This is a genomic window from Parabacteroides sp. AF17-3, from assembly GCF_003635445.1.
Taxonomy (GTDB): Bacteria; Bacteroidota; Bacteroidia; order Bacteroidales; family Tannerellaceae; genus Parabacteroides; species Parabacteroides goldsteinii.
The window spans coordinates 62,889-88,585 of sequence record NZ_QTMM01000016.1 but is presented as its reverse complement, the minus strand read 5'-3'; the positions used below and the strand labels follow the sequence as shown (position 1 = coordinate 88,585).

Below are 25,697 nucleotides of genomic sequence, written 5' to 3'. Positions count from 1 at the left end.
CAAAGGTAAGATTTTTCCTTTATACGCCAAAACTTTCGCGGTAAAAATCTAATGACTCCAGTATTTTCTCTTTTGTCACTGCCTGATTTATCTGAACCTCACCGATTTTAGATAAAAGGGTAAAGTTGATTATACCACCTTCATTCTTCTTATCATGGGTCATCAGTTCATATAAAGTTTCGTAGTCTTTGCAATCAAAGATGAAAGCCGGATAATATTCTTTGATATACTGGATAACCTGGCTCAGATTGCTCGAAGGGAAACCGCATAACTTGTAGGACAGATATAACTCGCTCACGATACCGGCAGCCACCGCATGACCGTGCAATAGAGGACGGTTCTTTTTGAAAGAAAGACTTTCGTAAGCATGTCCAATCGTATGGCCGAAGTTCAAAGCCTTGCGGATACCATGTTCTTTCGGGTCCTCTGCCACGATACGTTCCTTAACGGCAACCGATTGCGCCACCATCTTATTCAGGAATGCATAATCCATCTTCTGGTCGAGGTCGAACAACATAACTGTCGCATAGGTGTCCATCGAACTGATCAGCGCATGTTTAATCATTTCCGCATAGCCGGATAACAGGTTATCCCTATCCAGCGTACGAAGAAATTCACAATCGATAAACACGCATTCCGGCGGATAGAAAGAACCTATTTCGTTCTTTAATCCGTTGAAATTAATACCGGTCTTACCTCCCACGGCAGCATCTACCGAGGCCATCAGTGTTGTAGGGATATTGACCGTCTTCAAGCCGCGCTTGAAAGTAGCACCGGCAAAACCGCCCATATCCGTCACCATGCCACCACCCAGGTTCACCAACAGTGAGTTACGGGAAGCCCCTTCATTGGAAAGGCGCATCCAGATATTCGACAAAGCCTCCAAACCTTTATGCGTATCACCGGCATCGACAGTTATTACCGGAGCCTCTTTGATTGCCGGCACATCCTGTATCAGCGGATAACACTTTTCCTGTGTATTTGTATCGGTAAGAATAAACAGTTTATCGTAATTCAGTGTTGCAAGGAATGCCTGTAAATCAGCTTTCAAATCCTTACTTATCACTACTTTTTGTTCGGCCATATATTTTATTATTTTGCTTCTTAGGTTACAAAGGTATTATTTGTTATTCGATTATCAAAGATCAGCGCATATCAAAACAGCAAAAAAGCCGGCTATCCCACATGAGTTAGCCGGCATTGATCTTTTCACTTAGAGAAAATCCTACCAGGTAGGTCCGTCATGCCAATCGGCTTTTGCCCAGAATAAGACATCCGAATAATTGTCATATGCACCCACTTCATCCTGGAAGTGAATATTATAACTACGTTCTTTAGCAATATAGCGTAAACGGTTACAAGGATAAGGAGTAACGGCTGTTACATCGTGATCTTTTTCGTAATACATCCGTGGATAACCCGTACGACGCAAGTCACACCATTGTTCACCGCAATAAAGATAACTGAATGCGACCCATTTTTGCTCCAGGACTGCTTCCAGATTACCATCGGCATAAGGAGTTCCGTCAATATGGGTTAACCATCTTGCTTCAGCAAACTGATCGATCCAGGCATCATCATAAACAGATTGATCCGGATTAATCACATAACGTTGTTGTTTACCATTCAAATAGTCACTGTCACCATTATCCGTTTCCGTTACAGAACGACCATTCTGGTATTTGAACATAAACTTAATAGACTGCCTGATGCCTTCTTTGAAAGCGGCTTTTGCATCTCCGGTCACCCAGCCACGCTGGTAAACTTCAGCTTTTATAAACTGAATTTCAAAAGAAGAAATGATCTGATGATCCCAGTTTTTGTTACCCCAGAAGAATCCGTTTCTACGTACACGAGAATAGTAACCTCTGTTCAAACGAGTAAAGAACATATCATTGAATGTATCATAATTTGTATTGGCAGAAGCCCCCCTGAATACAGTCGGAAGAGCGATACCAGTCTTTAAAGGATCACCTACTACCACTTCACTTTCTTTATCAGTCGGTTGTTCACCATTAGCGGTTGCCATACAATACATCAATGGCAAACGGGGGTCATCCTGCCCTTCTACCCATACACCACCGTCACCGGCTTTTTGCATACGGTTGATCATCTCAGCACTTCCGGTTTGCAGGTTATGCCAGTCAAAACCTGATCCGCCTTCAATATCCAACGGACCGGAAGATTGACGTGCAATCTTGATATTCTGTTCAATATCCTCTACAATCGGATAATCACCTTCCAAAATCTCTTTCAAAATAGCCTGCCCTTTTGAAGCCAGAGGACCTTGTGTAGACACCCGCAAAGCTGCACGCAAACGGAGAGAGTTTACATAACGACGCCATAACGTCATATCACCCTTGTTGATAAAATCTTGTCCGCCAAAAGCAGAGGGCTTTTCTATTGCTGCAAATTTCTTGTCGATTTCACCCAGCCTGTCCAGGATCATTTCAAATAATTGCTGGCCATCTTCATAATGAGGATTGGCATAAGAGACATCGCCATTAAGAGCTACCAGACCAATTTCACTGAAAGGAATATCGTTGTATTCACTCAAAATGAAAATCATCATCCCGTACAGATGAGTTTCAGCAGCCAACAAATACCCTTCATTTTTTGGCTTCTCTTCCTCAGGCAGTGCATCATATACCTCCTGCATCTTCTTAAAATCGGTCACCATCGACGGATAGTTGTTATAAGGTTGTCCATAATCTTCATATTCATCATGATAATAAACACTTCCGCTCAAGGTAAATCCTAAAGAGTTGGATAATTTCCCCATCAACTGAGGATCATAACCGAAATAACGTCCATAAGTAGAACAAGCCCAATCGTTGGCCCTAAGCATACATCCGGACATCATTTTATCCAATGTCACCTCTGAAACCTTTGACGGATCTTTATATTTGCTGTCAAAATCATCTTCGCTACAACCATTAAATGTAACCATCGCTGCCAGCAAAGCCGAATATAGAAATATTTTTTTCATATTTTCCACGTATTAATTGTATTGTGATTAAAAAGTTGCGCGCAGAGAAACACCCACCGAACGTGTCGGAGAGGCAGAACCACCAATACTCAACTGGCTCTTCCAGTCTGTACCATTACTCGTTTCAGGATCGAAGTTAGGTATAGATTTATGGAAGTAGAATAAGTTACGACCGAATACCGACAAAGTCAGGTTCTTTATCACAGCATGTTTAATCAGATCTTTCGAGAAGTTGTAAGACAAAGCAACTTCACGGAGTTTCCACCAATTATTCTTGAAGAATTGATACGTACCATTTGGTACTCCCGGAGCTGTTCCCCAAGCATTCTTCGACTGGATATAATCTTCATAAGCGATTACTTTGTCATTTTCTTTCCATCCTCCGTTTCCGTCAGAAACAACGCCATCCAGGATAATACCGGTCTGGGCGGTAAGACCATTGTTATAAGTATAAGGTAGGAATCCTTCCCCTTCACGATGCTCTGTTTCAGGATTAACACCAGTCGCCATGGTATAGCGATAGCAGTCGTTGGCGATATAGCCGCCAAAACGGAAGTCAGTCATAACATCCAATACAAAGCGCTTGTAAGCCACAGTAATACCCAAACCACCGACAACTTTAGGCATAGCATTACCGACAAACTCATAGTCTTGTGACATCACATAATTACCATCCGCATTAACAATGTTGCGACCTTTATACGGGCCATCTTCCACTGTTTGATTAATAGCAGCAAGGAAATCACCCATCGGACGTCCTACATAAGAGTAGTTCTTACCGACTTTGCTGGCAAAATCACCTGTTTCAATAAAATTAATACCTTCCACTAAAGATTCGATCTTATTCTTGTTGAAACCTAAGTTGGTTTTCAATTCCAGGCTGAAATCTTTCGTTTCTATCGGTGTACCATAAGCTGAAATTTCAATTCCCTTATTACTCATGACACCTGAGTTCACCCACATAGTTTCACTACCGCTGGACGGAGCCAAAGCTGTTTTCAACAACATATCAGTAATTTTCTTATTATAGTAAGATACTTCGAAGCCTGCACGGTTATTAAAAAATTTATTTTCGATACCGATTTCAAACTCTTTTGTCTTCTCAGGCTTCAGGTTTTCGTTACCCAAATTATTCGGGACCTGATTGTAGCTCCAGCCCGGACCACTACCAAATGTATACGCCATATTAGCAGCATATGCCTCCGGGGCATTACCTACAATACCATAAGATGCGCGAAATTTACCATAACTATACCAGAAAGGCATGTTGTCTCTGAAAGCATCGGTATATAAAAAACTCAAACTTCCGGAAGGATAGAAATAACTGCGGCTATTCTTGGGCAGTGTAGAAGACTTTTCCTGACGCCCTGTCAAATCCAGGAATAAAAAATCATTATAAGAAAGGCCGATTGTTTCCAACCAGGCAGTCTTCAATAACTCCATATTGCGTTCGTTGTCATTACCAATATTGATCGTCTTATAGGAGTTACCGATCATAAATGTATTTTCAATCATCAAACCACCGTTTGTTCCAACCTGCAAACTGTTCATCTTTTCAGAACGAGCCTGCCAACCTACAGCGGCTGTCAAATTGAATTTGTCATTCAACCGTTTATCAAACATCAACATGATGTCACCATAAGTCACCTGATAAAACTTTGACAAAGTAGAATAGCTACCGCTGGATTCACTTGTACTAGCTGCGGAAGGGAATGTCGTATTACTTTTATCTGTCATTTTCGAAGAAGTGTAGTCGGTGGAAAGACGTCCTTTAGCTGTCAGGAACGGAAAGATTTTCCAGGTCGGAGCCACACTGGCTATCAAACGCTGTTCCAGTTCATCGCTCTCATGTTCATTGGTATCCCACAAAATATCACGCACACCTTTTGTAAAACTACCGTCCAAACCATATTTGAAAGCCTCATCAGGAGTCGGACCGGAACCTTTATCATCATTTTTATACCCCAGGCTTGTCTTATACATTTGTTTCATTAAAGGGATATCCAGGAATGCACCGAACATGTTATCGAAACCTCCATACATACCGATAGAAGCCTGCGCACGGTTTACTACATGTTGGGAAATATAGTTGGCTGTATAATCCAAAGACAGTTTGTCATTGAACTTCAAATTACCCACCAAACTAAAATTGTGTTTGCTATACGAACCGGTCAAAGCAGTAGGAGTTTCCAACAGTGTTGTATAAGAGAAACGGTTGGAGGAATTTTCACTACCTTGATTGATAGCGATATTGTAAGTCTGGTCAGTACCGGTACGGAACAATTGTTTCCACGGATTCGAAGAAATCGGAGAATATGCGCGGGTGGATCCGTCGATATACAATACTTCCCTGCCATCATAAGCAGGCCCCCATTGATAAGAGTTATAAGCAGGATACAATTTGCCGGTTGCTGCATCTTTTCTGAAACCACCGTTTGCTATCATATCTGCCGTCCAGTCGGCATTACCTGTACCAGGACCATATGTGGTCTGTATTTCAGGAACATAAGCAACTATATTAGCCTGAAATGTAGCGTTAACGTCTACAGTAACGCCAGCACCTTTGGCTTTCTTACTTGTGATAATGATAGCACCGTTAGCAGCTTCCGAACCGTAAAGAGCAGTAGCGGCAGCACCTTTCAGGATGGTTAGCTGGTCGATATCTTCGGGGTTAATGTCAGTCAAACCATTGGAACGCACACTCCCCATCTGTGTACTTCCCAATCCGATATTAGAGAAATCAGAACTATTACTGCTACCTGTACCGGAATTACCATTACGGATAGGTACACCATTTAAGATAACCAGCGGCTGTGTATTTCCATTGATGGAAGACAAACCACGGACAGTAATGGAAACACCACCGGCTGCACCACCTTGCGTGTTTTGAATTCGTACACCGGAAGCTTTACCATATAAAGCTGTAGCAAAATTTGGAGTACCCGCTTTGATCAAATCGTCTGATTTAATCGTGGTTACTGAGTAACCCAATTTTTTACTTTCTTTAGCAATACCCAAAGCGGTCACAACCACTTCACCTAAAGCCTGGGAATCTTCAACCAGCGTGACATCTAATGTAGCTTGTCCTATATAAGGAATTTCCTGAGCTACATACCCCAAATAGGTTATTCGGATAATAGCTCCCTTTTTTAAACCTGATAATGTAAAGCGACCATCAGAATCGGTCACTACACCGTTATGGGTTCCTTTAACTTCAACTGCTGCTCCGATAACGGGGCCCAGTTCATCCATGACTGTACCTGTAATCCGTCCGCTTTGCTGCGCTACGGCTTCGATACCACTTTTGGGAGCCAGTTCTGCCATCATACTTCCCGGGAACGACAGAGCGAAAGCAGCCAAAACCAATTGTAATCGGTAATAGGTCTTCATTTAATACTAGTTACGTTAACAACGTTAATAATAAATAAAATAAACTCGCACTGAAATAAAAAACACTCGCTCAAAATCTCCTTTTACTACATCTGAATGATGCAAATATAATTATTTTTCGTATTTATTAAATACACACCTATTGTTTTTATCACGTTTTAAATTATTAATACACCAGTAAGGGATATCAAAAGCACATATCAAATAGATAAATTAAACCAATATTTACACAAAAAGGACACTTCTTTTAACAAAGTGCCCTCTCTATAAAAACTCGTGTGTCTATCTGATTTTGGTTTTATATTTACTAACGTTATTAATAGCTACCTTTTATAATAGTAGCGCTCAGCGACTCATCCCCATCCACTATCTTATCGTTGCCATTGAAAGAACGAAGTTTCCAGAAATAATAGCAATCAGCGCCGCTACCCACAATACAGAAGACACCAATAAAAAAGCAGACATCATTTCCTGTACAAAGACCATGTATAAAAGGAAGTAAACCAATCAGAACAAACGGAGTCAGCAACGCTATCCGGTAATATTTCAAAAGCAGCGGTTTCTTCACCAGAAATCCTAATGACTTCCAGTCCGTGTTCCAATGGAGCGCCCGGCGATCTTTTCCGGTAAACCAATACAGCAAACCATATTGAAGCAAGGTATATACTAAACAACAAAGAGCCATAATAATTGCACCTTTTACAGATAAAGCCTGTAGCCTGGCAATGTTTCCCAGTTCATATCCGGCGCCATAACTCGAGCCATCTCCCCAAATATAATTGAACAATACAACTGCGCCTACGACAAAAAAGAACAGATAGAGCAATATCGTTATATTTACCCGGGCCGCACTCACTTTCACCTCTACGCCTTCCGAATGAGCGTATCCTTCCAAATTCATTTCTTTTGTTTCCATATCGTTTGTTTTTATTTGATTTCTACATTGCAAAGATACAGAGGAACAAAGAAACGGAATGTTATCCCAACGTTATCTTTACGTTAAGATGGAAAGCGAAGGGTGCCGGAAAAATGAAATTACCTATCTTTGCCAATGAAATCAAAGTATTATGACGAAATCATTCTACATTATATCATCGGCTGTCACCTCCTTAATCGTCCTTTTCCTTATCGGGCAATGGATCGGGCGAAGTTATTCACTGACAAAAGAACAACTGGCACGACAGCTACACGAATCTTTCTGCCACGCTACCGAACAATATGAGACAGACAAGACAAAATTCCTTCCCGCCCTCTTCCGGGAAGAACTCGACAAACGCCATCTCGACAAACTGGCGTTTCGCATAGATACGGTATCCCTGGACAGCCCTGCTGCGGTACAACGGGAGAATATCCGCTATTTCACAGATTACAACCGCCTGTTCAACGAACGGCACACTTTTGTTTTCCCGGTCAGTGAGACACAAGGCGTACAGGCATACATTAAAAATCCGCGGGCAGGTTCTATCGGCAAACTGCTCTACTTTTTCTTCGGAACGACTATTGCGCTGGGGATCCTGCTGATCTGTATCCGGAAGCAAATCAAAATTATCAAACAACAGGACGAGATCGCACGAATACGGGAAGACTTCTCCTATGCGATGATCCACGATATGAAAACACCTCTCAGCTCGATCCTGATGGGTGCCCGTATCCTCCGAAGCGGAAAGCTGGACGGAAAACCGGAGAAGAAAGAGAAATACTTCGACATCCTGGAAGAAGAAGCACAACATCTGCTGGCCCTGACCAACAAAGTGCTGACCATCTCCAAGCTGGAACACGGACAATTACTGCTTGAAAAAAGCCTGATCCCTATCCGCCCGATGTTGGAGGAACTGACACAGTTATTCACTGCCAAGACGAATAAAACCGTCACTTTCCTGTTAAACATAGAAGCGGAAGACATATTTGCGGATGAAGAATATCTGAAGGAGGCGGTCAGCAACCTGATAGACAATGCGATCAAATACTCCGGGGAGGCGATCGAAATACAGATCACTTCCTGCCGGTATAACCAATTCACACAAATCAAGGTAAAAGACAACGGGATCGGTATTTCTCTTGCTGCACAAAACCATATATTCGACAAGTTCGAACGGGCTTCGATCAACCGGAGCAATGCTGCCGATGGTGTTACAGGTTTCGGCCTGGGACTGAATTATGTCATGAACGTCACCCGCTCGCACGGCGGCTATGTCAGCGTCGAAAGCCAGGAAGGAAAATACAGTGAATTTACCATCTCATTACCAGTATCCACCACAGAAGAAACAACAGTATGATCAAATTATTATTAGTAGAAGACGATGCCAACCTGAGTTATATCATTCAGGGAGGATTGGAAGATATGATAGGCGGTTATGAGGTGATCATCGCCTGCAACGGGAAAGAAGGCCTGGAGAAATACCGGCAGGTAAAACCGGATATTATCGTTGCCGACATCGAAATGCCGGTCATGGACGGCTACGAGATGGTGCGCCGTATCCGGGAGACGGACAGAGAGCTCCCGATCCTTTTCTCATCCGCCCGTGTTTCACCGAAAGACGTGGTAAAAGGGTATGAACTGGGAGTGGACAATTACGTCAAAAAGCCTTTCCTGCCGGAAGAACTGGATGCACATGTCCGCGCGTTGCTCCGCATGAAGCAAGGGAATACGGAAAAAGTTAAAAACCAGACATGGACAATAGGCGGATACACATTGGATCCGGCACAGGCGACCTTGCACCATATCTCCGGAAGCAGTCAATTACTGACACCTCGCGAGAACGGGATACTGGAACTATTATTTCGTAAACCGGGAGAAATTATCCGCCGTGAAATCATTTTAGACAAATTCTGGAATACGGAAGACGATTACTTTGCTTCCCGCAGCCTGGATGTCTTCGTCACGAAGCTCCGCAAACTATTGTCACAAGACGAAAAAGTCAGTATCAAAACGATAAAAGGGATCGGTCTGATGATCACAGCATCCTGACCTACCAGGCAAAAAGTCAGGACATTGGTAATAAATAGTCCTGACTTTGAATAATTTCTCATATATTTCCACTAAGTTTAACCCTGATTTTAATCATATATACATCCCATATATTTTTATTATGTCATACTATTAAATTTAAACGAACCATGAAGAAAGTTTTCCTATTCCTGAGTCTCTGCCTGTTGGTCGTGTCATTCACCAACGATGCCGCCGCGCAGCAACAGAAACTACGTATCGGCGTTGCCGGTATACAAATCGAGAACAGTGTATTTATGCCCAACAGGCAACCGATAGTCGGAAGGCCGCTCACTTTGCCAGATTATCTGAGTCCGGATTCCGCCATGGGGCAGGCCGCAACATGGCTTCCCTCCCTGATGGGCCGTGGCGGTGGCCGCGGACCGGTTACGAAAGAATCATACGACGCCTTTGTCAACGAAGCACTTGAAATAATAAAGGCGAACATGCCTTACGATGCTTTCTGGTTTTACAATCACGGGGCATGCAGCGTGGATGGAGTAGCCGATCCGGAAGGTGAGTTTATGGAAAAAGTCCGCAGCGTTATCGGCAACGACGTCCTTGTTACGACCACTATGGACCTTCACGGCAATGCCTCCTGGCTCGTAGCCCTTAACTCCGACCTGATTACAACTTACCGCAAAGCTCCTCACGATGATTCACGTGAATCGCATCGTCGTGGCGTTGTCAATCTGCTGGATCGACTAACCTCCGGTAAAGGACGTCCAGCTTATAAAGCATGGGTAGCCGTTCCGGTATTAGTTTCCGGAGAATGGTCGAGTACGCGTGCCGAACCAGCCAAATCGCTTTATGCCATGGTTCCTGAAGTTGAAGCAATGCCGGGCGTAATAGATGCAGGTATTTGGATCGGTTATGTCTGGGGAGACGACCGGCGCAACCAGGGGGTAGTGATGGTTTACGGTGACGACAAAGCACAGGTAGAAGCAGGCGCAAAGAAACTGGCGCAAAAATTCTGGGATGTCCGCCGCCAGTTCACATTGGAAGCTCCGGGGCATCCGCTCGAAAAATGTCTCGATCTGGCGCTGGCCAGCGACAAGAAGCCTTTCTTTATCAGCGATATGGGTGACAATCCCGGTGGTGGCGGTTCAGGCGAAGTTACATGGACATTAGCCCGGGTATTGAAACGTCCGGAACTTCAATCTCCAAACGGCAAAAGCCTGCTTTACTGTTCTATTCCGGGAAGCGAGATGGTTGAAGCCGCACGTAAGGCTGGTGTCGGCGGCCATGCAGAAGGATATGTAGGAGCAATGACAGACAATGCTTATGAACCTCCTGTCTGGTTATCTGGCACGGTAATATATGTCAGCCCCGCTCAGGATCAGAACCAGGCCTCCGAATCTCCATACAGAAGACGCAGCGATATCGCTATTATCAAAACAGGAAGTATTTATGTCGTCGTGGGAACTTCTTCCCCCACACCCAATCTGGAAGGTACCGGGATAGATCCCCGAAAAATGGATATTGTAATGGTTAAACAGGGTTACCTGGTAAACCAATGGTATAATATGAAAGCAGACTGGGTGATGGCTCTGACCCGCGGCGGAGTGGATCAGGATTTCAAAAGCATTCCGTATAAGAACATCGTCCGGCCTATGTTCCCATTAGACCCGGATATGCCGGACCCGGAACTGAATGTTATATTTGTTCCCTCGGCAAAACATTTGTACGGAAGATAAACACCTACATAGCAGATAAGACGTAAAAACCGTTCACCTGTCACCTTTTAGTCAATAAACAACTGGAATAAAATACATTAAACAACAATTATCAGGGTGAATGGTTTGCAAAAAAAGGTGAATGGTTACCTGCAACCGTTCACCTTTGCCTACTAACACTTCTCCAATAATAAACTACTCTAAAATCAATAACCTATTAAGACAAAAGAAACAATCAACTGCCTTATTCACCCAGGTCGATAAGCTTTTCGATAATGGTCAGTAAGCTTAACGACCTCCGTCGACAAGCTTACTGACAGGCATCTTTATATTTATAGGTAATATGTTTCAGACTAATAGAAAAGAGATTGACAGTTAGTTTCCAATAGGTATACTATTAATATCCGGTATACAAGAAAAAATCAGCAAAGTACTCCGATGATTCGGGACTTTGCTGATTCAATATCGTGTGAATAGATTACAATCCGTTTATCTCTTCAACAGACAAGCCGGTACACTGGGCAATTATCTCAATATTAACTCCCTGATTTTTAAAATTGGCAGCAATTTGACGTTGTCCTTCGGCTTTTCCTTCAGCTTTTCCTTCGGCCACCCCTTCAAGCTTGCCTTTTTTCATGCCTTTCACCTCTGCCTCCTCTACTGCATATTCCAGGGTATTACGCCAGTCACGGTAAATCTTCAGGTTCTCATCGTAAACTGCCCGTTCGTGAGAAGTCATTGCATTCAGGTTTGCTACATCGAGCAGGCGTTTGAAAGCATCATTTTTCTCCTTAAACGGAGACATATCAAATAAATTCATATTCTTCAATATATAAACCATATTCTCCAGAGGCGTTTTGCATTCCTCTTCTCTTAGATTGAACAGATCGAACGACAGATAAATCTGTTTCAGTTTGACCTCGCCAAAAGTTTTACCTGTCGCCTCATTGGCCAGCACCACATCGGTGCGCCAACTCTGAAATTCAGGCAGACTAAAGTTCAACAGGTAGATGCCATATACCGGAAGCAAGCTATACTTCCAGTCAGCTCCGCTCTCTCCCTGACGAGAGACTAGTCGACAAATATAATAAAATCCACGGTTAAAGAAATAATGTTGGGGACAATTCTGCATTTCAAGCACAAATTTACTCCCGTCCGCATCTTCACAAAGGAGATCGAAGATCACCGTACGCTGTTCTATTACTTCCGGTTGGATTTCTTTATCGAGATAGGTCAGGTCTTTTACCCGGCGTTCGCCCTCGAGCGTGGCGTTGATAAAGTCGATTGCTACCTGCTTTTCACCAAATACGGTCTTAAAAGCCTTGTCGAGCATGATGTTCACATACTTTTCCATAAGTCAATAGTTTTAGTTGTTTATTACCCGATAGCAGGTAACGGGACAAATGTAGGCAATATTTTATTTATTCCAACAGTGGAGAATACTTTTTTTGATTCACAGTCAGAAATAAGTAAACCCTCCTCTTTCCCTTCAAAGAAAAGGCGATTCAATTCTTAGCAGAAAAGGTGAATGGTTGTTAGCAGCCATTCACCTTTTCCACAAACCTTTCACCCCCGCTATTCACCGTCAAACAACCAGAAAACAGACAGTTGTCCTACACGCAGCAGATGGTGAACGGTTTTTATCTAAAATCTATCAGTATCATTCTACATTATATCCTGACACAACCACTTTCGGTGCATTGCCTCTGGTGTCTTCGTCTTTCCAACGGAAGCTGATTTCTTTCTTTTCACCCGGAAGCAGAGCGAAGTAGTTGTCGGAATAGAACATCGGAAGGAACTGCTCGCCATCCTTGTCGCCCACAACATTTACACGAATCATTAATGCCGGTGTCGAAGTAGTATTCTCGATAACGACTGTACCGTTCCAGTTTCCATCAGTTCCCTTGTTGGTCGTGACATCGGACTTCAATGCTACTTTCGGGAGATTACGCAGATCCTGGTAGTTGTTTTCTTCCTTACTTTTATGATAGAAGTTCTCGGAAATAACCTTTCCGTTTTCAGTCAAGACCATCTTGATAAAGTGAACCTTCGACAGGTTATCCGGGAATTCCAGCTGGATACATTTGTTGGTCGTATCTTCATTGCTATCGGTTGCGACTTCTTTCTCCCAGGCTACGGAAGCATCCATATTCAGCACCTGCGCTTTAGCTGTCAAGCCCTTACGGTTGCCACCACTGTAGTTTACGACTTCTACCTCATCGGTTACCGGGTTCCATTGGATATGCAACGGTTCGGAAGCCTTCTTGATAGCAAAATAGGCGGCTGTCGGTTCGAAGTAATAATCATAGGTCTGCCATACCATAGAAGGCCAGCAGGAATGACTCATCCACATCAGCAAACCTTTACGGTTCTGGCTGCGGGATTCAAACAAGCTGCGGTGACCGTCATAGTTCACCCACTGCGCCAGTTCGGCAAACTCTTTGGCGCTACGGGGTTCGCCGTATCCTTTCGCAATAATCTCGTTGAAAGAAGTAGCACCCTGTGCACCTTCGCGGGTATAGTCGTGCATACCCCACTGGTTATCCTGCGGCCAGATACCTTCCGGAGAGAAGGTACGGAGCATACTTTCGTAGGTCAGCACGTTCGGCATACCGCGTTCGCTATGGAACTTGTCGTTACCGGTCTTCAATGTGAAGTATTCCTTTGCAGGAAGCATACGGTACGGACCGTGACCGCTTACTACATCATCAGCCGAACTGGATATATAATGTATATCCGAATGATCCTCTTTGATGATCCGGCGCAACGCCTTGTCGATCTGTTCGGGAGGGAAACCTTCGTTACGACCGCAATAGATACCGATGGAAGCATGGTTACGGATGCGCTTCACATAATCTTCCGCATTGGCAATAAACATTTCGGGATAGTAAGGATCAGGACCGTCAGCCGGATTCGCCAGCCAGAAGTCTTGCCAAACCACGATACCGTGGCGGTCGCAGGCTTCATACAGTTCTTCATCACCAATCATACCCACCCAGTTACGCATGATCGTGAAGTTCATATCGGCATGGTAAGCCACCGCGATATCATATTCACGTGCACGGTAATTCAGGTTAGACTCACTGAATCCCCAGTTACCGCCCCGGCCAACAAAACGACGGCCGTTGATAAAGAGACTCAAAATCTGATTATCCTCATTGAAGGTCATCTGGCGGATACCGACTTTAAAGTCTTTGGCATCCGATACCTTATCATCTATTTTAAATGTAAAGCTGGCATCATACAAGTTAGGCTCTCCATAACCTTTAGGCCACCAGAGACGCGGATTCTGAACATTCAACTGAGCGAAATCCTTTGCATCGAAGACAACAGCTTTCTCTTCGCCCGCAGCCAGTTCCACCGGCTGTTGGAATGTGATATCACCGATCTTGCCTTCCAGCATACCTTTTACCGCATTTGCATCATGGTTCTTCACGATCACTTCCGCCGTCAGTTTAGCAGAGGTCGTATCGGGCAGCGGCAACACCGATTTAACAAGCGGATCAGCCACCGTCACTTTTCCGGTCGTTGTCAGGAAGACATCATTCCAGATACCGATATTACGGCCACGCATCGTCGGGATCCAGTCCCAGCCGATCGTTGCATGGAATGTCGGGTTATCAGCACCCAGGATACCGCCGTTGAAGTCCGTGCTCTGTGCATTCTTCTCTTTGATAGCACCGACATGCTGGTTCTTGATGATCTCCACGGCTACCACATTCTTACCCGGAACGATCAGGTCCGTTACATCGAACTTGCCACGCATAAAGGCGCCTTCAATGCGGCCAGCCTGTTTTCCGTTTACATATACATTCGCCTTCCAGTTGATACCGTCGAAATTCAGGAACACACGATCCTGTTTAAAGTCGGCCGGCACCTCAAACTCGTCACGATACCAGAAATCGGAATTGAAGAACGACTCGGATATCTGCAACTGATTATCTGCATAGTTAGGATCGGCAATGGCACCAATATTCTTGTAACTGCTCAAGACTGTTCCCGGCACAGTGGCAACAACCCAGTTTTCAGGTTTGAAGCCGGGAGCCGAAATTTCTTCTCCCGTAGCCGTTATTTCTGATGCACGCTGAAGTTTCCAGTTGCCGCCGGACAAATAGATTTCGCCTTTCGATGCGGCAGGTGCAGCCACAGCCTGCGGAACCAGGCCACCTTTACCCATCACTTCCAGTTCGCTCAGGATATAACGACTGTCGTTGGCCGGCTGTTGCATCAGGATACGCACATAACGCGCATTCTTTTTGCCGTTCAGCGAAATTTCATCGACCAGTTCCTCCCCACCGGGAAGTTCAGCGACATCCGTCCACTGTTCTGCATTATCGGAAACCTGTACTTTACCTTTTACGGCTTTGTTTATCCAGCGTAAAACGACTTTGTCGAATTCTGACCGGCTACCCAGGTCTACATACAACCATTCTTCTCCCGTTGTGGCACTCATCCAGGCACTATTGAAGAATTGGGAAGGTTTCATTTCCACCAACTGTCCGTCTTTATAGAAATCAGCAGCCGTAAACACCCAGCTATGAGCCCCCGGCATCTTTAACACCACCCGGAAATAGGAAAAGTCGACACGTTTCCCTAACGTCAGCCCTTCTTTGCCGAAGCGGATCGTTTCATTCAACCGACGCACCGGCATGGAAATCTGTTCCGTCTGTTTATTCGGGTCGGTCACCTTCACACGGCTGCGCACCGCTTCGCCCGGCAATCCTTTGCCTGCCAATCGCCCCATCTCTACCCATTTTTCACCGTCTCGAGATATTTGACAGAGAATTTCGTAGCCTTCAGTCGCTACTTTGTCATCATAGATAAGTGTACCCGTCAGCCTCAATTCTTCAGCCGTTCGGTCATAATTGTTCAACGAGAACTGGAACCAGGTATCCGCCCCTTCAAATGTATTCCGGGAATACGGGCCTTCGTCGATCATCCATTCGCGTTCACGTCGGGGAGCTTCGCCCGCCGGAGTCGATAGTATTAAATACTGCGGTTGCTGGTCGGTCACAATACCGTCTGTCACTAACTGCGCCGTCAGGTTATAGTCATGACTGGAGGAGTTGAAAGCCGAACGCAGAAGGGCTATATTGCGATAATTTGACTTATCCGGAGCCAACTCAGGAGAGAAATCCTCCTTCGGGTTACCGGGGTATTGCCCTATACCACGCGTATAGTAGTCCGAACGTTCGAACGATTCGGTTGTCGCCCCTGCACCACTACAACCCCAAAGCAACAACGAAGTCGCTGCTGCTCCACAGAGCGTAAGGATATGGGAGACTTTTTGCTGTTTACACATTTTCATACGATGAAAGTCTATTTGATTTGTATTTTTTGCATAGGCAAATATACATTAAAAAACAGTGATTTTTTATGCAAATAGGAAAAGGTTAGATATAAAAAAGGTATATAATCGGTATTTAACAAGGGAACAACAGGCGGAGAAACAAACTTATAGCGACGAAAGTATCTCTTTCCCCTCTTGAGAGGGGATAAGGGGTGTGTTATAATTCCGCCATAAGACTTGCTTTAACACACCCCTGCCCCCTCTCAAGAGGGGAAGAGTTACTTCCGTCGCTATATATATGCGATGTTCTTTTACTTCAAATCAGCCGTTTCAAGAATCTGTTCTACGGCCTGGGCTAAACCGTCGGAGTTCTTACCGCCGGCAGTTGCAAAGTGGGCCTGTCCGCCACCGCCACCCTGAATCAGTTTGGCTGCATCTTTTACCAGTTTTCCTGCATTCAGTCCTTCGGCAACAAGCGATTCGCTCAGCATCACCATCAAAGCACATTTTGCACCATCCTTGATACCGGCCACAAAGAATACTTTCTCATCGCTATTGCTTTCACCCTTGATCTGGAAGGCCAGGTCTTTAATGGCATCTACATTCGCTTCACCGCGGAAAACAACCACCTTCACTCCGCGGCGTTCAACAGCCTTGGCGATCAGTTCTTTCTTCAACATAGCGACCTTTTCCTTTACATAGTCGCTAACCTGTTTCTTCAGCTCGGCATTTTCTTCGATAGACTTACGGATCGTCTGCGCCAGGTTCGGTACATTATTAAATAAAGCACGCAACTCACGCATGGAATCCTGCAACATGAAAGTATAGTTTTCTGCCCCTTCGGCCGTCACGGCTTCGATACGGCGTACACCGGCTGCGATAGAACTTTCGGCAATCACACGCAGCGAACCGATCATACCGGTTGCCGGGATATGCGTACCACCGCACAGCTCGATAGAAGAACCGTATTTAACGACACGTACTTCCTCACCATACTTCTCACCGAACAATGCCATAGCACCCAAAGCCTGCGCCTGGGCTATCGGCATATTGCGATGCTCTTCCAACGGATAGTTGGCACGAATCTTTTCGCTTACCAGCTTTTCTACCTGGCGGATTTCTTCGTCGGTCACTTTCTGGAAATGAGAGAAGTCGAAACGAAGCGCTTCGGGAGAAACATACGAACCTTTCTGTTCGACATGTGTGCCCAATACTTCGCGCAATGCCTCATGCAGCAAGTGAGTTGCCGAGTGGTTACATTCGCACTGGATACGTTTCTTCTCGTTGATCTTCGCCGTGAAAGTAACGGTTACATCTTTCGGCAAACGCGTAACGAAATGTACCGGCAGGTTGTTTTCACGCTTCGTATCTACAACATCCAGCTTTTCATCGTCGGCAATCAGCCATCCGGTATCACCTACCTGTCCACCCATCTCTGCATAGAACGGAGTCTGGTCGAGAACGATCTGGAACAACTCTTTATTCTTCTGCTTGATTTTACGGTAACGCAGGATTTCGGCTTCACATTCAAACAGGTCGTAACCAACGAATTTAGATTCGCCTTCTTTCAGGACCACCCAGTCACCGGTTTCGATAGCAGCCGCATTACGGGCACGTTCTTTCTGTTTCTGCATTTCCGCATTGAACTCGTCGATATTCACTTCCATGCCGTTTTCACGCAGGATCAGTTCAGTCAGGTCCAACGGGAAACCGTATGTATCATATAATGTAAAGGCATCCACACCGCTGATAACGGTTTTTCCGGCAGCCTTTGTTTCTTCAATCTTCTTATCCAGCAGACGAATACCTGTTTCCAACGTGCGCAGAAACGATTCTTCTTCTTCCTTGATTACCTTTTCGATCAGCGTCTTCTGGGCAACCAGTTCGGGATAGGCATCGCCCATCGTCTCGATCAGGACAGGCAACAAGCTATACATAAAAGCTTCGCGGCGTCCGAGGAACGTATAACCGTAACGAACGGCACGGCGAAGGATACGGCGGATCACGTAACCGGCCTTTGCATTCGACGGCAACTGTCCGTCTGTGATAGAGAACGCGATTGTACGGATATGGTCGGCAATAACGCGCATAGCCACATCCTGTTGTCTGTTGTCTCCGTATTTTGTTCCGGTCTTTTCGGCAATCACCTGAATGATCGGCTGGAATACATCGGTATCGTAGTTGGAAGTCTTACCCTGCAATGACATACACAGGCGTTCGAATCCCATACCCGTATCGATCACCTTCGCAGGCAGCGGTTCCAACGAACCGTCGGCTTTACGGTTGAACTGCATAAACACCAGGTTCCAAATCTCGATTACCTGCGGATGGTCTTTGTTTACCATCTCTGCACCGCTAGAAACGGCACGTTCTTCGTCAGAGCGAAGGTCTATATGAATTTCCGAACAGGGACCGCAAGGACCGGTATCACCCATTTCCCAGAAGTTATCATGCTTGTTACCATTGATAATATGATCTTTCGGCAGGAACTGTTCCCAGTAACCGGCAGCTTCGTCGTCGCGCGACAAACCTTCGGCAGGGCTTCCTTCGAATACGGTTGCATACAAACGTTTCGGGTCCAGCTTCAGGACATCCACCAGATATTCCCATGCCCATCCGATGGCTTCTTTCTTGAAATAATCACCGAACGACCAGTTTCCCAACATTTCGAACATCGTGTGGTGATAGGTATCGTGTCCTACCTCTTCCAGGTCGTTATGTTTACCGCTTACACGAAGACATTTCTGCGAGTCCGCGACACGTGAATATTTAATGGGTACATTTCCCAGGATTATATCCTTAAACTGGTTCATGCCCGCATTGGTGAACATCAATGTCGGGTCCCCCTTCACGACCATAGGAGCAGACGGTACAATCTGGTGCTGCTTGGAAGCGAAGAACTCTTTAAACGATTCACGAATTTCTTTTGCTGTCAACATAATCTATTATATAGTTCTCGTTAATATTCTGAAAAACAATTTGCAAAAGTACTGCAAATTATTATTTTTGCACGTATCCAAGCAATAAAATATTCAATGAAACTGTTTAAAACAAGAAAAACATATTACTTATATAACCCGAATACGCTCAGTTACGACCGTGTTTACCCCTCCGCCAGAGACCGTTTTTTCATTGTGCTCCGTCATTTGAGCATCGGTGCGGCAATCGGTATCGGTGTATTCTTTATTATGATGTACACGATCGATTCGCCGGTAGAGTCTTTGATGAAAAAGGAAAACAAGCTGTTGCAGACTCAGTATGAAGTACTTTCATTACGTCTCACCAATGCGCTGGAAGTGTTGGATGATATACAGCAAAGGGATGAGAACCTGTACCGCGCCATCTTTCAGGCCGAATCCATTCCCGAATCGGTGCGTAAATCAGGTTTCGGGGGAACCAACCGCTACGAACATCTGCTGAACCTGTCCAATCCGGAACTGGTTGTCTCTACCACCCAGAAGATGGACATGCTCAGCAAACAACTTTATATACAATCCAACTCATTGGAAGAGTTGATTAAACTGGGTAAAAACCAGGAGGAACGCAGCCGCTGCATCCCTGCCATCCAGCCAATCTCCAACAAGGACCTACGTCGCACGGCATCCGGCTACGGTGTACGTATCGACCCGATCTACCGAACTCCGCGTTTCCACTCCGGCATGGACTTCTCCGCCAAAGTAGGAACGGAAATCTATGCAACCGGCGATGGAGTCGTCACTTTTGCCGCCTGGAAACAGGGTTACGGGAACTGCCTGATGATCGATCACGGCTATGGATTCCAGACATTATACGGTCATATGAGCAAATACAGAAAACGCGTCGGACAGAAAGTGACACGCGGCGAAGTGATTGGCGAAGTAGGTAACACCGGTAAATCGACCGGCCCGCACCTGCATTATGAAGTGATAGTTCGTGGTAAACATGATAATCCGTCCAGATATTACTATATGGACCTGACACCGGAAGAATACGACCGTATGATTCAGATTGCAGAAAACCATGGCCAGGTAATGGATTAAACATCTTTAATACAATGGCATTAAATAAAGATAAAAATCTGAAGTTATATTTCTCCATCAGCGAGGTAGCGCAGATGTTCGACGTGAACGAATCGACACTGCGTTTCTGGGAGAAAGAATTCGATATCATCCGTCCGCGCAAGACGCCTAAAGGAACCCGTTTCTATAAGCAGGAAGACATCGACGCCGTCCGCCTGATCTTCCATCTGGTAAAAGAGCGGGGAATGACCCTGGCTGGTGCCCGGCAAAAACTAAAGGATAACAGGGAGACAACCATCCGGCAGGAAGAGATCGTTAATAAGCTGAAGCAGATTAAGGAAGAACTGCTCTCTATGAAAGCTGCCTTCGACGCACTCGACCCTTCCGAATTACCTCAGGAAGAGAAAATCTAAGTCAAACAATTAGCAGGTTACGCCGGAAAAGCGTACCTTCGCCGACAATTTAATAGAACAATAAACATGGAAATTACGGGAAAAATTATCGCCGTACTGCCTGCGCAGAGCGGAACCAGCAAAGCTGGAAACGAGTGGAAAAAACAAGAATACGTATTAGAAACACACGACCAATACCCTAAGAAAGTCTGCTTCCAGATCTTCGGTGCCGACCGCATCGAACAAGCAGCTATTCAACCCGGAGAAGAATTGACAGTATCATTCGATATAGACAGCCGCGAGTATCAGGGACGTTGGTTCACCAACATCAGTGCCTGGAAGGTAGACCGTCCGATGGCGGGCGCTCCCCAGTCAGCACCGGGAGCCATGACACCGGAAAACTTTGCACCGGCATCTGCCCCGACAGCATCTGCCGCTCCCGACTTCGGTCCGGCTAACCCGATCGACGATCTGCCATTCTAATGGATATCGTTGCCCTGATCGGCGGATTACTCCTCATCCTGGTCGGCGCAAATGCACTGACCGATGGGGCTGCTTCGGTAGCCAAACGTTTTAACATCTCCTCCCTTGTTATCGGATTAACGATCGTAGCCTTTGGTACATCCGCCCCCGAACTGACCGTCAGCATTGTATCGGCACTGAAAGGAAGTGCGGATATGGCCATCGGGAATGTTGTCGGAAGTAATATTTTCAATACCCTTATGATTGTAGGTTGCACGGCAGCCATTGTTCCCATCGGGATGAATAAAGGGACGCTCAGCAAAGAGATTCCGTTATGTATCCTGGCATCTATCGTTTTATTTATCTGCGGAAACGACGTGTTGATAAACGGAGCGGCTGAAAATACAATCAGCAACAGCGACGGGATGCTGCTGCTCTGTTTCTTTGCGATCTTTCTGGGTTACACATTCGCCATTGCACATAACGGGAACGGAGAGGAAGAGACGAAAATCAAGTTGATGCCCGTATGGAAATCCGGGGTATTCATTGCCGGTGGCCTTGCCGGTTTGATTTACGGAGGGCAGTTCTTCGTAGACGGAGCATCAGGGATTGCGCGTGGTTTGGGTGTCAGTGAGTCTATTATCGGCCTGACGCTGGTTGCCGGAGGAACTTCCCTGCCCGAACTCGCCACCTCGGTCGTTGCCGCCTTGAAGAAAAATCCGGAGATGGCGATCGGGAATGTGATCGGTTCGAACCTGTTCAATATATTCTTTGTATTGGGTTGCAGCACGACCATCAGTCCGCTGAACATGAAAGGTATTACCAATGCAGACCTCGGGGTTCTGATCGGTTCATGCGTATTGCTTTACCTGTTCGGGCTGTTTATCAGAAAGCGCACCATAACACGCCTCGAAGGGATTGTTATGGTCCTATGCTATATTGCCTATATGATCTATCTGATCAAAGGATAAGTTACTCCCTGACCAACTGCATAAGTGTCTCGTGCATCGCTCCGTTGGTGGCAAGCACTTCATCTCCCGACTGCCAGTTGTCGCCACCGCTGAAGTCGGTCACTTTACCGCCGGCCTGCATCAGGATCAGGGCGCCTGCCGCTATATCCCAGGGACCGATCCAGGCTTCGATACGCGCTTCGAAACGTCCGGCGGCGATATAGCAGACTTCGGCAGCCGCCGCTCCCATCAGGCGCGTTCCTCCGGCGAAACCGTATAACCGGTCGACCAGGCGGAGGGCCACCGGGCGGTAAGCATCGGAGTTATAAGGAAATCCCAGGTCGATAAAGGCTTTATCCAGGTCGGATACGTCCGATACGTGTATCTCCCTGCCATCCAGATAGGCTTTACTGCCTTTCCAGGCGTAGAAGCATTCGTCGCGACAGACTTCGTAAACGACACCGATCAGCAATTCTTCTTTATTACGCAGGGCGATACTGACACAGTAAGGGGCGACATCGTGAATATAGTTGGAAGTCCCGTCCAGCGGATCCACCAGCCAGCAATAGTTTTCGTCGGTCAGGCTGCCGCTGCCTTCTTCGGCGATGAAGCCTGCTTCGGGAAGCAAGGCGGAGAGTTGGGCGATCAGCCATTTTTCCGATTCCTTGTCGACATACGATACGTAATTGTGAGCACTTTTCTCTTCTACACGTGTACGGTCGAACTTACGCCGTTCTTCTTTCAGGAAAGTCCCGGCTTCGCGGGCTATCTGTTGTACCTGGGTACAAAGTTCTTCTAAATTAAGCATATCCTCTTTTTATCTTTTTGTTGTGACAAACATACGCATTTTGGAACTAAATAATACGGGTAGTACTGAATATTAACGAAAAAGATATACTTTTGACACAAGACATAAAACAGTTACGATCTATGAATATCCGGAAACCATGGAAACAGACTCCAAGCTATAAGGGAGAAGAGAAAGCCGAGAGTTATAATTTTTTCGATATCTCTTCCTTCTTCCGTTTCGATACGCACCGGAATGCTTTGGGCGTATTGTCCGACCAGACCTGTTCCGATCTGGGTTTCGAGGATCTTTTCATGTTTTCCGACCGCACCGCCTCACGCGTCGGGCAGCAGTATCTGTACAACCTGATGCGGATCATCCCGGACAAAGCGGGCGAGATAGAACGGCATGAAGCACTTATAAACGAGCTGTCGTCGCATCCGGATTTACAGGAAGAACTTGTCAAAGACCTGCAAATCCTGAATACCCATGAAGCATATAGTATTGCGTCGCTGATGGGTATAGGATTTCCGGCTGTTCCTGTATGGAGGAAAATCCTGTTCCGTATTTGTGGTTTCCTGCCGGCCTTGTTTCTTCTATTGTTGTACTTTTATCAGGCGGGAGCGTGGCTGCTTTTGTTGATTGCAGCGATACTTGTGAACGGCGTTATTCATTACGGGAACAAACCGAACAACCTGAATTTTCTGATATCCATTCCCCAACTGATACGTTTGCTGAATATTTCGGGCAAACTATCGAAGAACCCGCTTTTCACGGAACTCGGCAAAGAGGTTCCGGAGGCGCTGTCTTCATTGGAAACACTGAGAAAGGCGAGCGGCCACCTGCGGATGGAATCGAAGATGGACAGCGACCTGGCTGTCATCCTTTGGGCGATCATGGAATGCGTCAAAATCTTCTTTCTGGCGGAACCGATCGCCTATCATAAAGTGATCACCCTGCTGAAAGATAAGAACCGGCAGATAGAGACGGTGTTTCGTTTTGCCGGGTTGGCAGACAGTCTGTCGTCGGTCGCTTTTCTGCGGAAGAGCCTGCCTTATTACTGTCTGCCGGAAAAGCCGGAAGGCGAGGTGCGGATGGAGACGGAGGAGATGTTTCATCCCCTGCTCAAGAACTGTGTTGCCAATACGATCCGGATCGAAGGCCGCTCCATCCTGTTTACCGGTTCGAATATGTCGGGAAAGACTACTTTCATCCGTACTCTGGGCGTCAATATGCTAGCGGCACAGACGCTTCATACAGCTTTTGCCCGGCGGATGCAGATGAAAACGCCTGTCATGATCCATGCCGCCCTGATGCTTTCCGACAGCCTTTCCGACGGCAAAAGTTTCTATCTGAAAGAAGTGGAGTCGATCCGCGATATGCTATCATGCAGCTGTAGCGAACATATCAACCTTTTCCTGCTGGACGAAATATTTAAGGGAACCAACACCACCGAGCGGATAGCGGCAACCAAAGCGGTCCTGTCATACCTGAACACCTCGAACAACATCGTAATTGTCTCCACCCACGATGCGGAATTAGGAACATTCCTGAAAAATGAATACGACCTGTATCATTTCTGTGAAACGATAGCCAACGGCATTCTCTCGTTCGATTATAAATTAAAGGCAGGCAACCTCTACCAGCGGAACGCCATCCGCATTCTGGAAATAAATGATTATCCGGCTACATTGATAGAAGATGCTTATTCCGTTATCCGGCAGATAGAAGGCCGATAATTCTCGCAAAGCATCTTTCCATCGCTCACGCGCTTCATCCAAATTCTGCGGTTCTTCTTTCGGCTCCTCGCGCGCGTGTTGTTGCTGTTGTTGTATATTTTCTTTACTTTCCTTTTCTTTTCTTTGTCGCATTTCTGTAACAGAAACCCCCGTTTCTGATACATTAACAGCATTTTCCACGATGTTAATGCAATTAAACTCTTCGGAAATGGGATTTTTGCATCGTTTTACAACTAAAATGTATCTTTCCTGAATCTTTTCTTCCGTATCTCCCAAACGATCAGCAAGGTCATACATATAATCATCCGACAATTGCAGGAAATACCCCTCTTTTTGTAAATGTCGCACAAGATGGTGAAATAAACCAGAAAACCGAGCGACTTGTAGCGGCTTTTCAGTTTACGTACTTGTATATTTTCAAATATATCGGTATCGACCGGAAAATAATCCAGTCCTTTTTTGATAGGTCTAGCCATGATTGTTATAAACTTTTTCAATTATGATTTTGTATCGCACGGATAACCAGCCGTAACGTTTTCAGCATCAGCAGTTCTCCCGGCAGCACGCGTATCACGCAGATAGCCTTCGGGGCGGATATGGCGGCCACCGTTGAAGGCGCCGCCCTCCACCTCGACAGCTACGCGGCGGGAAGGGATGGCGAAGTCGAACCGCCAGTCCCGCCCGGAATGGAAACAGTATTCCGCCACCACCTCCTCGCCCGTATGTTTCAGGATCAACGCGCTAAGCGGCGAAAAATAGGCCATCGCCAAAATACTTATTGTAAATTTCCCCATTCTGGCGAAAGCTGTTGTTTTTTTATAGGAAAACGCCCTTCCGGGAGAAAAAATAATTTCTTTCGGAAGAAAATCAAATTTAATCCGGGAGAAATTGAAAACGGACTCGGATGGGGTGAAACAGGGAAGGGAAGATAATGTAAAATTCGAGACTGGCTTTCAGATTTATCTAAATATTTTCCACAGAAAAACAGATACGGGACAAATAATAATCTTAACTTTGCCGCAAACAAAATCGTATCGC

At 45.7% G+C, this 25,697-nt stretch carries 19 protein-coding genes; 8 read left to right on the top strand and 11 right to left on the bottom strand.

Features of this window, described 5'->3' with window-relative positions:
- Positions 1-19: 19 nt before the first annotated feature.
- The 4 genes from aroB to DWW91_RS20325 form a co-directional block, all read right to left on the bottom strand.
- A complete protein-coding gene (gene aroB / locus DWW91_RS20340; RefSeq protein WP_010800717.1) occupies positions 20-1,084 on the bottom strand; it encodes a 3-dehydroquinate synthase in 1,065 nt (354 codons plus the stop codon).
- A 141-nt stretch (positions 1,085-1,225) separates the two neighbouring features.
- Positions 1,226-2,989 (bottom strand): SusD/RagB family nutrient-binding outer membrane lipoprotein, encoded by a 1,764-nt coding sequence (locus DWW91_RS20335; RefSeq protein WP_122328775.1) that lies wholly within the window; start codon positions 2,987-2,989, stop codon positions 1,226-1,228.
- Positions 2,990-3,016: 27 nt separating this feature from the next.
- Positions 3,017-6,379, bottom strand: coding sequence for a SusC/RagA family TonB-linked outer membrane protein (locus DWW91_RS20330; RefSeq protein ID WP_122328774.1), 3,363 nt, complete (start codon positions 6,377-6,379; stop codon positions 3,017-3,019).
- A gap of 316 nt (positions 6,380-6,695) precedes the next feature.
- Positions 6,696-7,295 (bottom strand): DUF3267 domain-containing protein, encoded by a 600-nt coding sequence (locus tag DWW91_RS20325; protein WP_122328773.1) that lies wholly within the window; start codon positions 7,293-7,295, stop codon positions 6,696-6,698.
- 151 nt (positions 7,296-7,446) lie between these two features.
- On the opposite strand from DWW91_RS20325, the gene DWW91_RS20320 reads away from it, so the two are divergent.
- The 3 genes from DWW91_RS20320 to DWW91_RS20310 all read left to right on the top strand — a co-directional run bounded on the left by DWW91_RS20320 (position 7,447) and on the right by DWW91_RS20310 (position 11,062).
- On the top strand, positions 7,447-8,655 hold the full coding sequence (locus DWW91_RS20320; protein ID WP_010800719.1) for a sensor histidine kinase KdpD: 1,209 nt from the start codon (positions 7,447-7,449) through the stop codon (positions 8,653-8,655).
- A complete protein-coding gene (locus tag DWW91_RS20315) occupies positions 8,652-9,347 on the top strand; it encodes a response regulator transcription factor (RefSeq protein WP_009859810.1) in 696 nt (231 codons plus the stop codon). The genes DWW91_RS20320 and DWW91_RS20315 overlap by 4 nt, the downstream gene beginning before the upstream one ends.
- 149 nt (positions 9,348-9,496) lie before the next feature.
- The gene (locus DWW91_RS20310) at positions 9,497-11,062 is read left to right on the top strand and encodes a M81 family metallopeptidase (RefSeq protein WP_122328772.1); all 1,566 of its coding nucleotides are present in this window, start codon (positions 9,497-9,499) and stop codon (positions 11,060-11,062) included.
- A gap of 457 nt (positions 11,063-11,519) precedes the next feature.
- Here DWW91_RS20310 and DWW91_RS20305 read toward each other — a convergent pair whose 3' ends face one another.
- The 3 genes from DWW91_RS20305 to alaS all read right to left on the bottom strand — a co-directional run bounded on the left by DWW91_RS20305 (position 11,520) and on the right by alaS (position 19,270).
- The gene (locus DWW91_RS20305) at positions 11,520-12,395 is read right to left on the bottom strand and encodes an Rpn family recombination-promoting nuclease/putative transposase (protein ID WP_122328771.1); all 876 of its coding nucleotides are present in this window, start codon (positions 12,393-12,395) and stop codon (positions 11,520-11,522) included.
- Positions 12,396-12,701: 306 nt separating this feature from the next.
- A complete protein-coding gene (locus tag DWW91_RS20300; RefSeq protein WP_122328770.1) occupies positions 12,702-16,349 on the bottom strand; it encodes a sugar-binding domain-containing protein in 3,648 nt (1,215 codons plus the stop codon).
- A gap of 293 nt (positions 16,350-16,642) precedes the next feature.
- Positions 16,643-19,270, bottom strand: a complete 2,628-nt coding sequence (gene alaS, locus DWW91_RS20295; RefSeq protein ID WP_122328769.1) for an alanine--tRNA ligase — start codon at positions 19,268-19,270, stop codon at positions 16,643-16,645.
- 96 nt (positions 19,271-19,366) lie between these two features.
- Between alaS and DWW91_RS20290 the strand changes: the two genes are divergently transcribed.
- The 4 genes from DWW91_RS20290 (at position 19,367) to DWW91_RS20275 (ending at position 22,154) form a co-directional block, all read left to right on the top strand.
- Entirely contained in the window at positions 19,367-20,350 is a 984-nt protein-coding gene (locus DWW91_RS20290) for a M23 family metallopeptidase (RefSeq protein ID WP_010800728.1), read from the top strand.
- A 14-nt stretch (positions 20,351-20,364) separates the two neighbouring features.
- Complete coding sequence (locus tag DWW91_RS20285) at positions 20,365-20,742, top strand: MerR family transcriptional regulator (protein WP_009859819.1); 378 nt, start codon at positions 20,365-20,367, stop codon at positions 20,740-20,742.
- 66 nt (positions 20,743-20,808) lie between these two features.
- Positions 20,809-21,204 (top strand): DUF3127 domain-containing protein, encoded by a 396-nt coding sequence (locus tag DWW91_RS20280; RefSeq protein WP_009859820.1) that lies wholly within the window; start codon positions 20,809-20,811, stop codon positions 21,202-21,204.
- Positions 21,204-22,154, top strand: a complete 951-nt coding sequence (locus DWW91_RS20275) for a calcium/sodium antiporter (protein ID WP_122328768.1) — start codon at positions 21,204-21,206, stop codon at positions 22,152-22,154. Before DWW91_RS20280 ends, DWW91_RS20275 begins: the two co-directional genes overlap by 1 nt.
- A gap of 1 nt (position 22,155) precedes the next feature.
- Here DWW91_RS20275 and DWW91_RS20270 read toward each other — a convergent pair whose 3' ends face one another.
- Positions 22,156-22,941 (bottom strand): inositol monophosphatase family protein, encoded by a 786-nt coding sequence (locus tag DWW91_RS20270; RefSeq protein ID WP_010800730.1) that lies wholly within the window; start codon positions 22,939-22,941, stop codon positions 22,156-22,158.
- A 122-nt stretch (positions 22,942-23,063) separates the two neighbouring features.
- Here DWW91_RS20270 and DWW91_RS20265 point away from each other — a divergent pair, with 122 nt between their 5' ends.
- Positions 23,064-24,659: a hypothetical protein gene (locus DWW91_RS20265; RefSeq protein WP_122328767.1), complete on the top strand. Its 1,596-nt coding sequence runs from the start codon at positions 23,064-23,066 to the stop codon at positions 24,657-24,659.
- Here DWW91_RS20265 and DWW91_RS27895 read toward each other — a convergent pair.
- The 3 genes from DWW91_RS27895 to DWW91_RS20255 are packed head-to-tail and all read right to left on the bottom strand — an operon-like array spanning position 24,543 to position 25,453.
- Positions 24,543-25,007 (bottom strand): hypothetical protein, encoded by a 465-nt coding sequence (locus tag DWW91_RS27895; protein ID WP_199722614.1) that lies wholly within the window; start codon positions 25,005-25,007, stop codon positions 24,543-24,545. The two genes, DWW91_RS20265 and DWW91_RS27895, sit on opposite strands and share 117 nt — an antisense overlap.
- Positions 24,893-25,135, bottom strand: coding sequence for a Lin1244/Lin1753 domain-containing protein (locus tag DWW91_RS28430; RefSeq protein WP_122328766.1), 243 nt, complete (start codon positions 25,133-25,135; stop codon positions 24,893-24,895). Before DWW91_RS28430 ends, DWW91_RS27895 begins: the two co-directional genes overlap by 115 nt.
- A 21-nt stretch (positions 25,136-25,156) precedes the next feature.
- Complete coding sequence (locus DWW91_RS20255; RefSeq protein WP_122328765.1) at positions 25,157-25,453, bottom strand: hypothetical protein; 297 nt, start codon at positions 25,451-25,453, stop codon at positions 25,157-25,159.
- Positions 25,454-25,697: the final 244 nt, after the last annotated feature.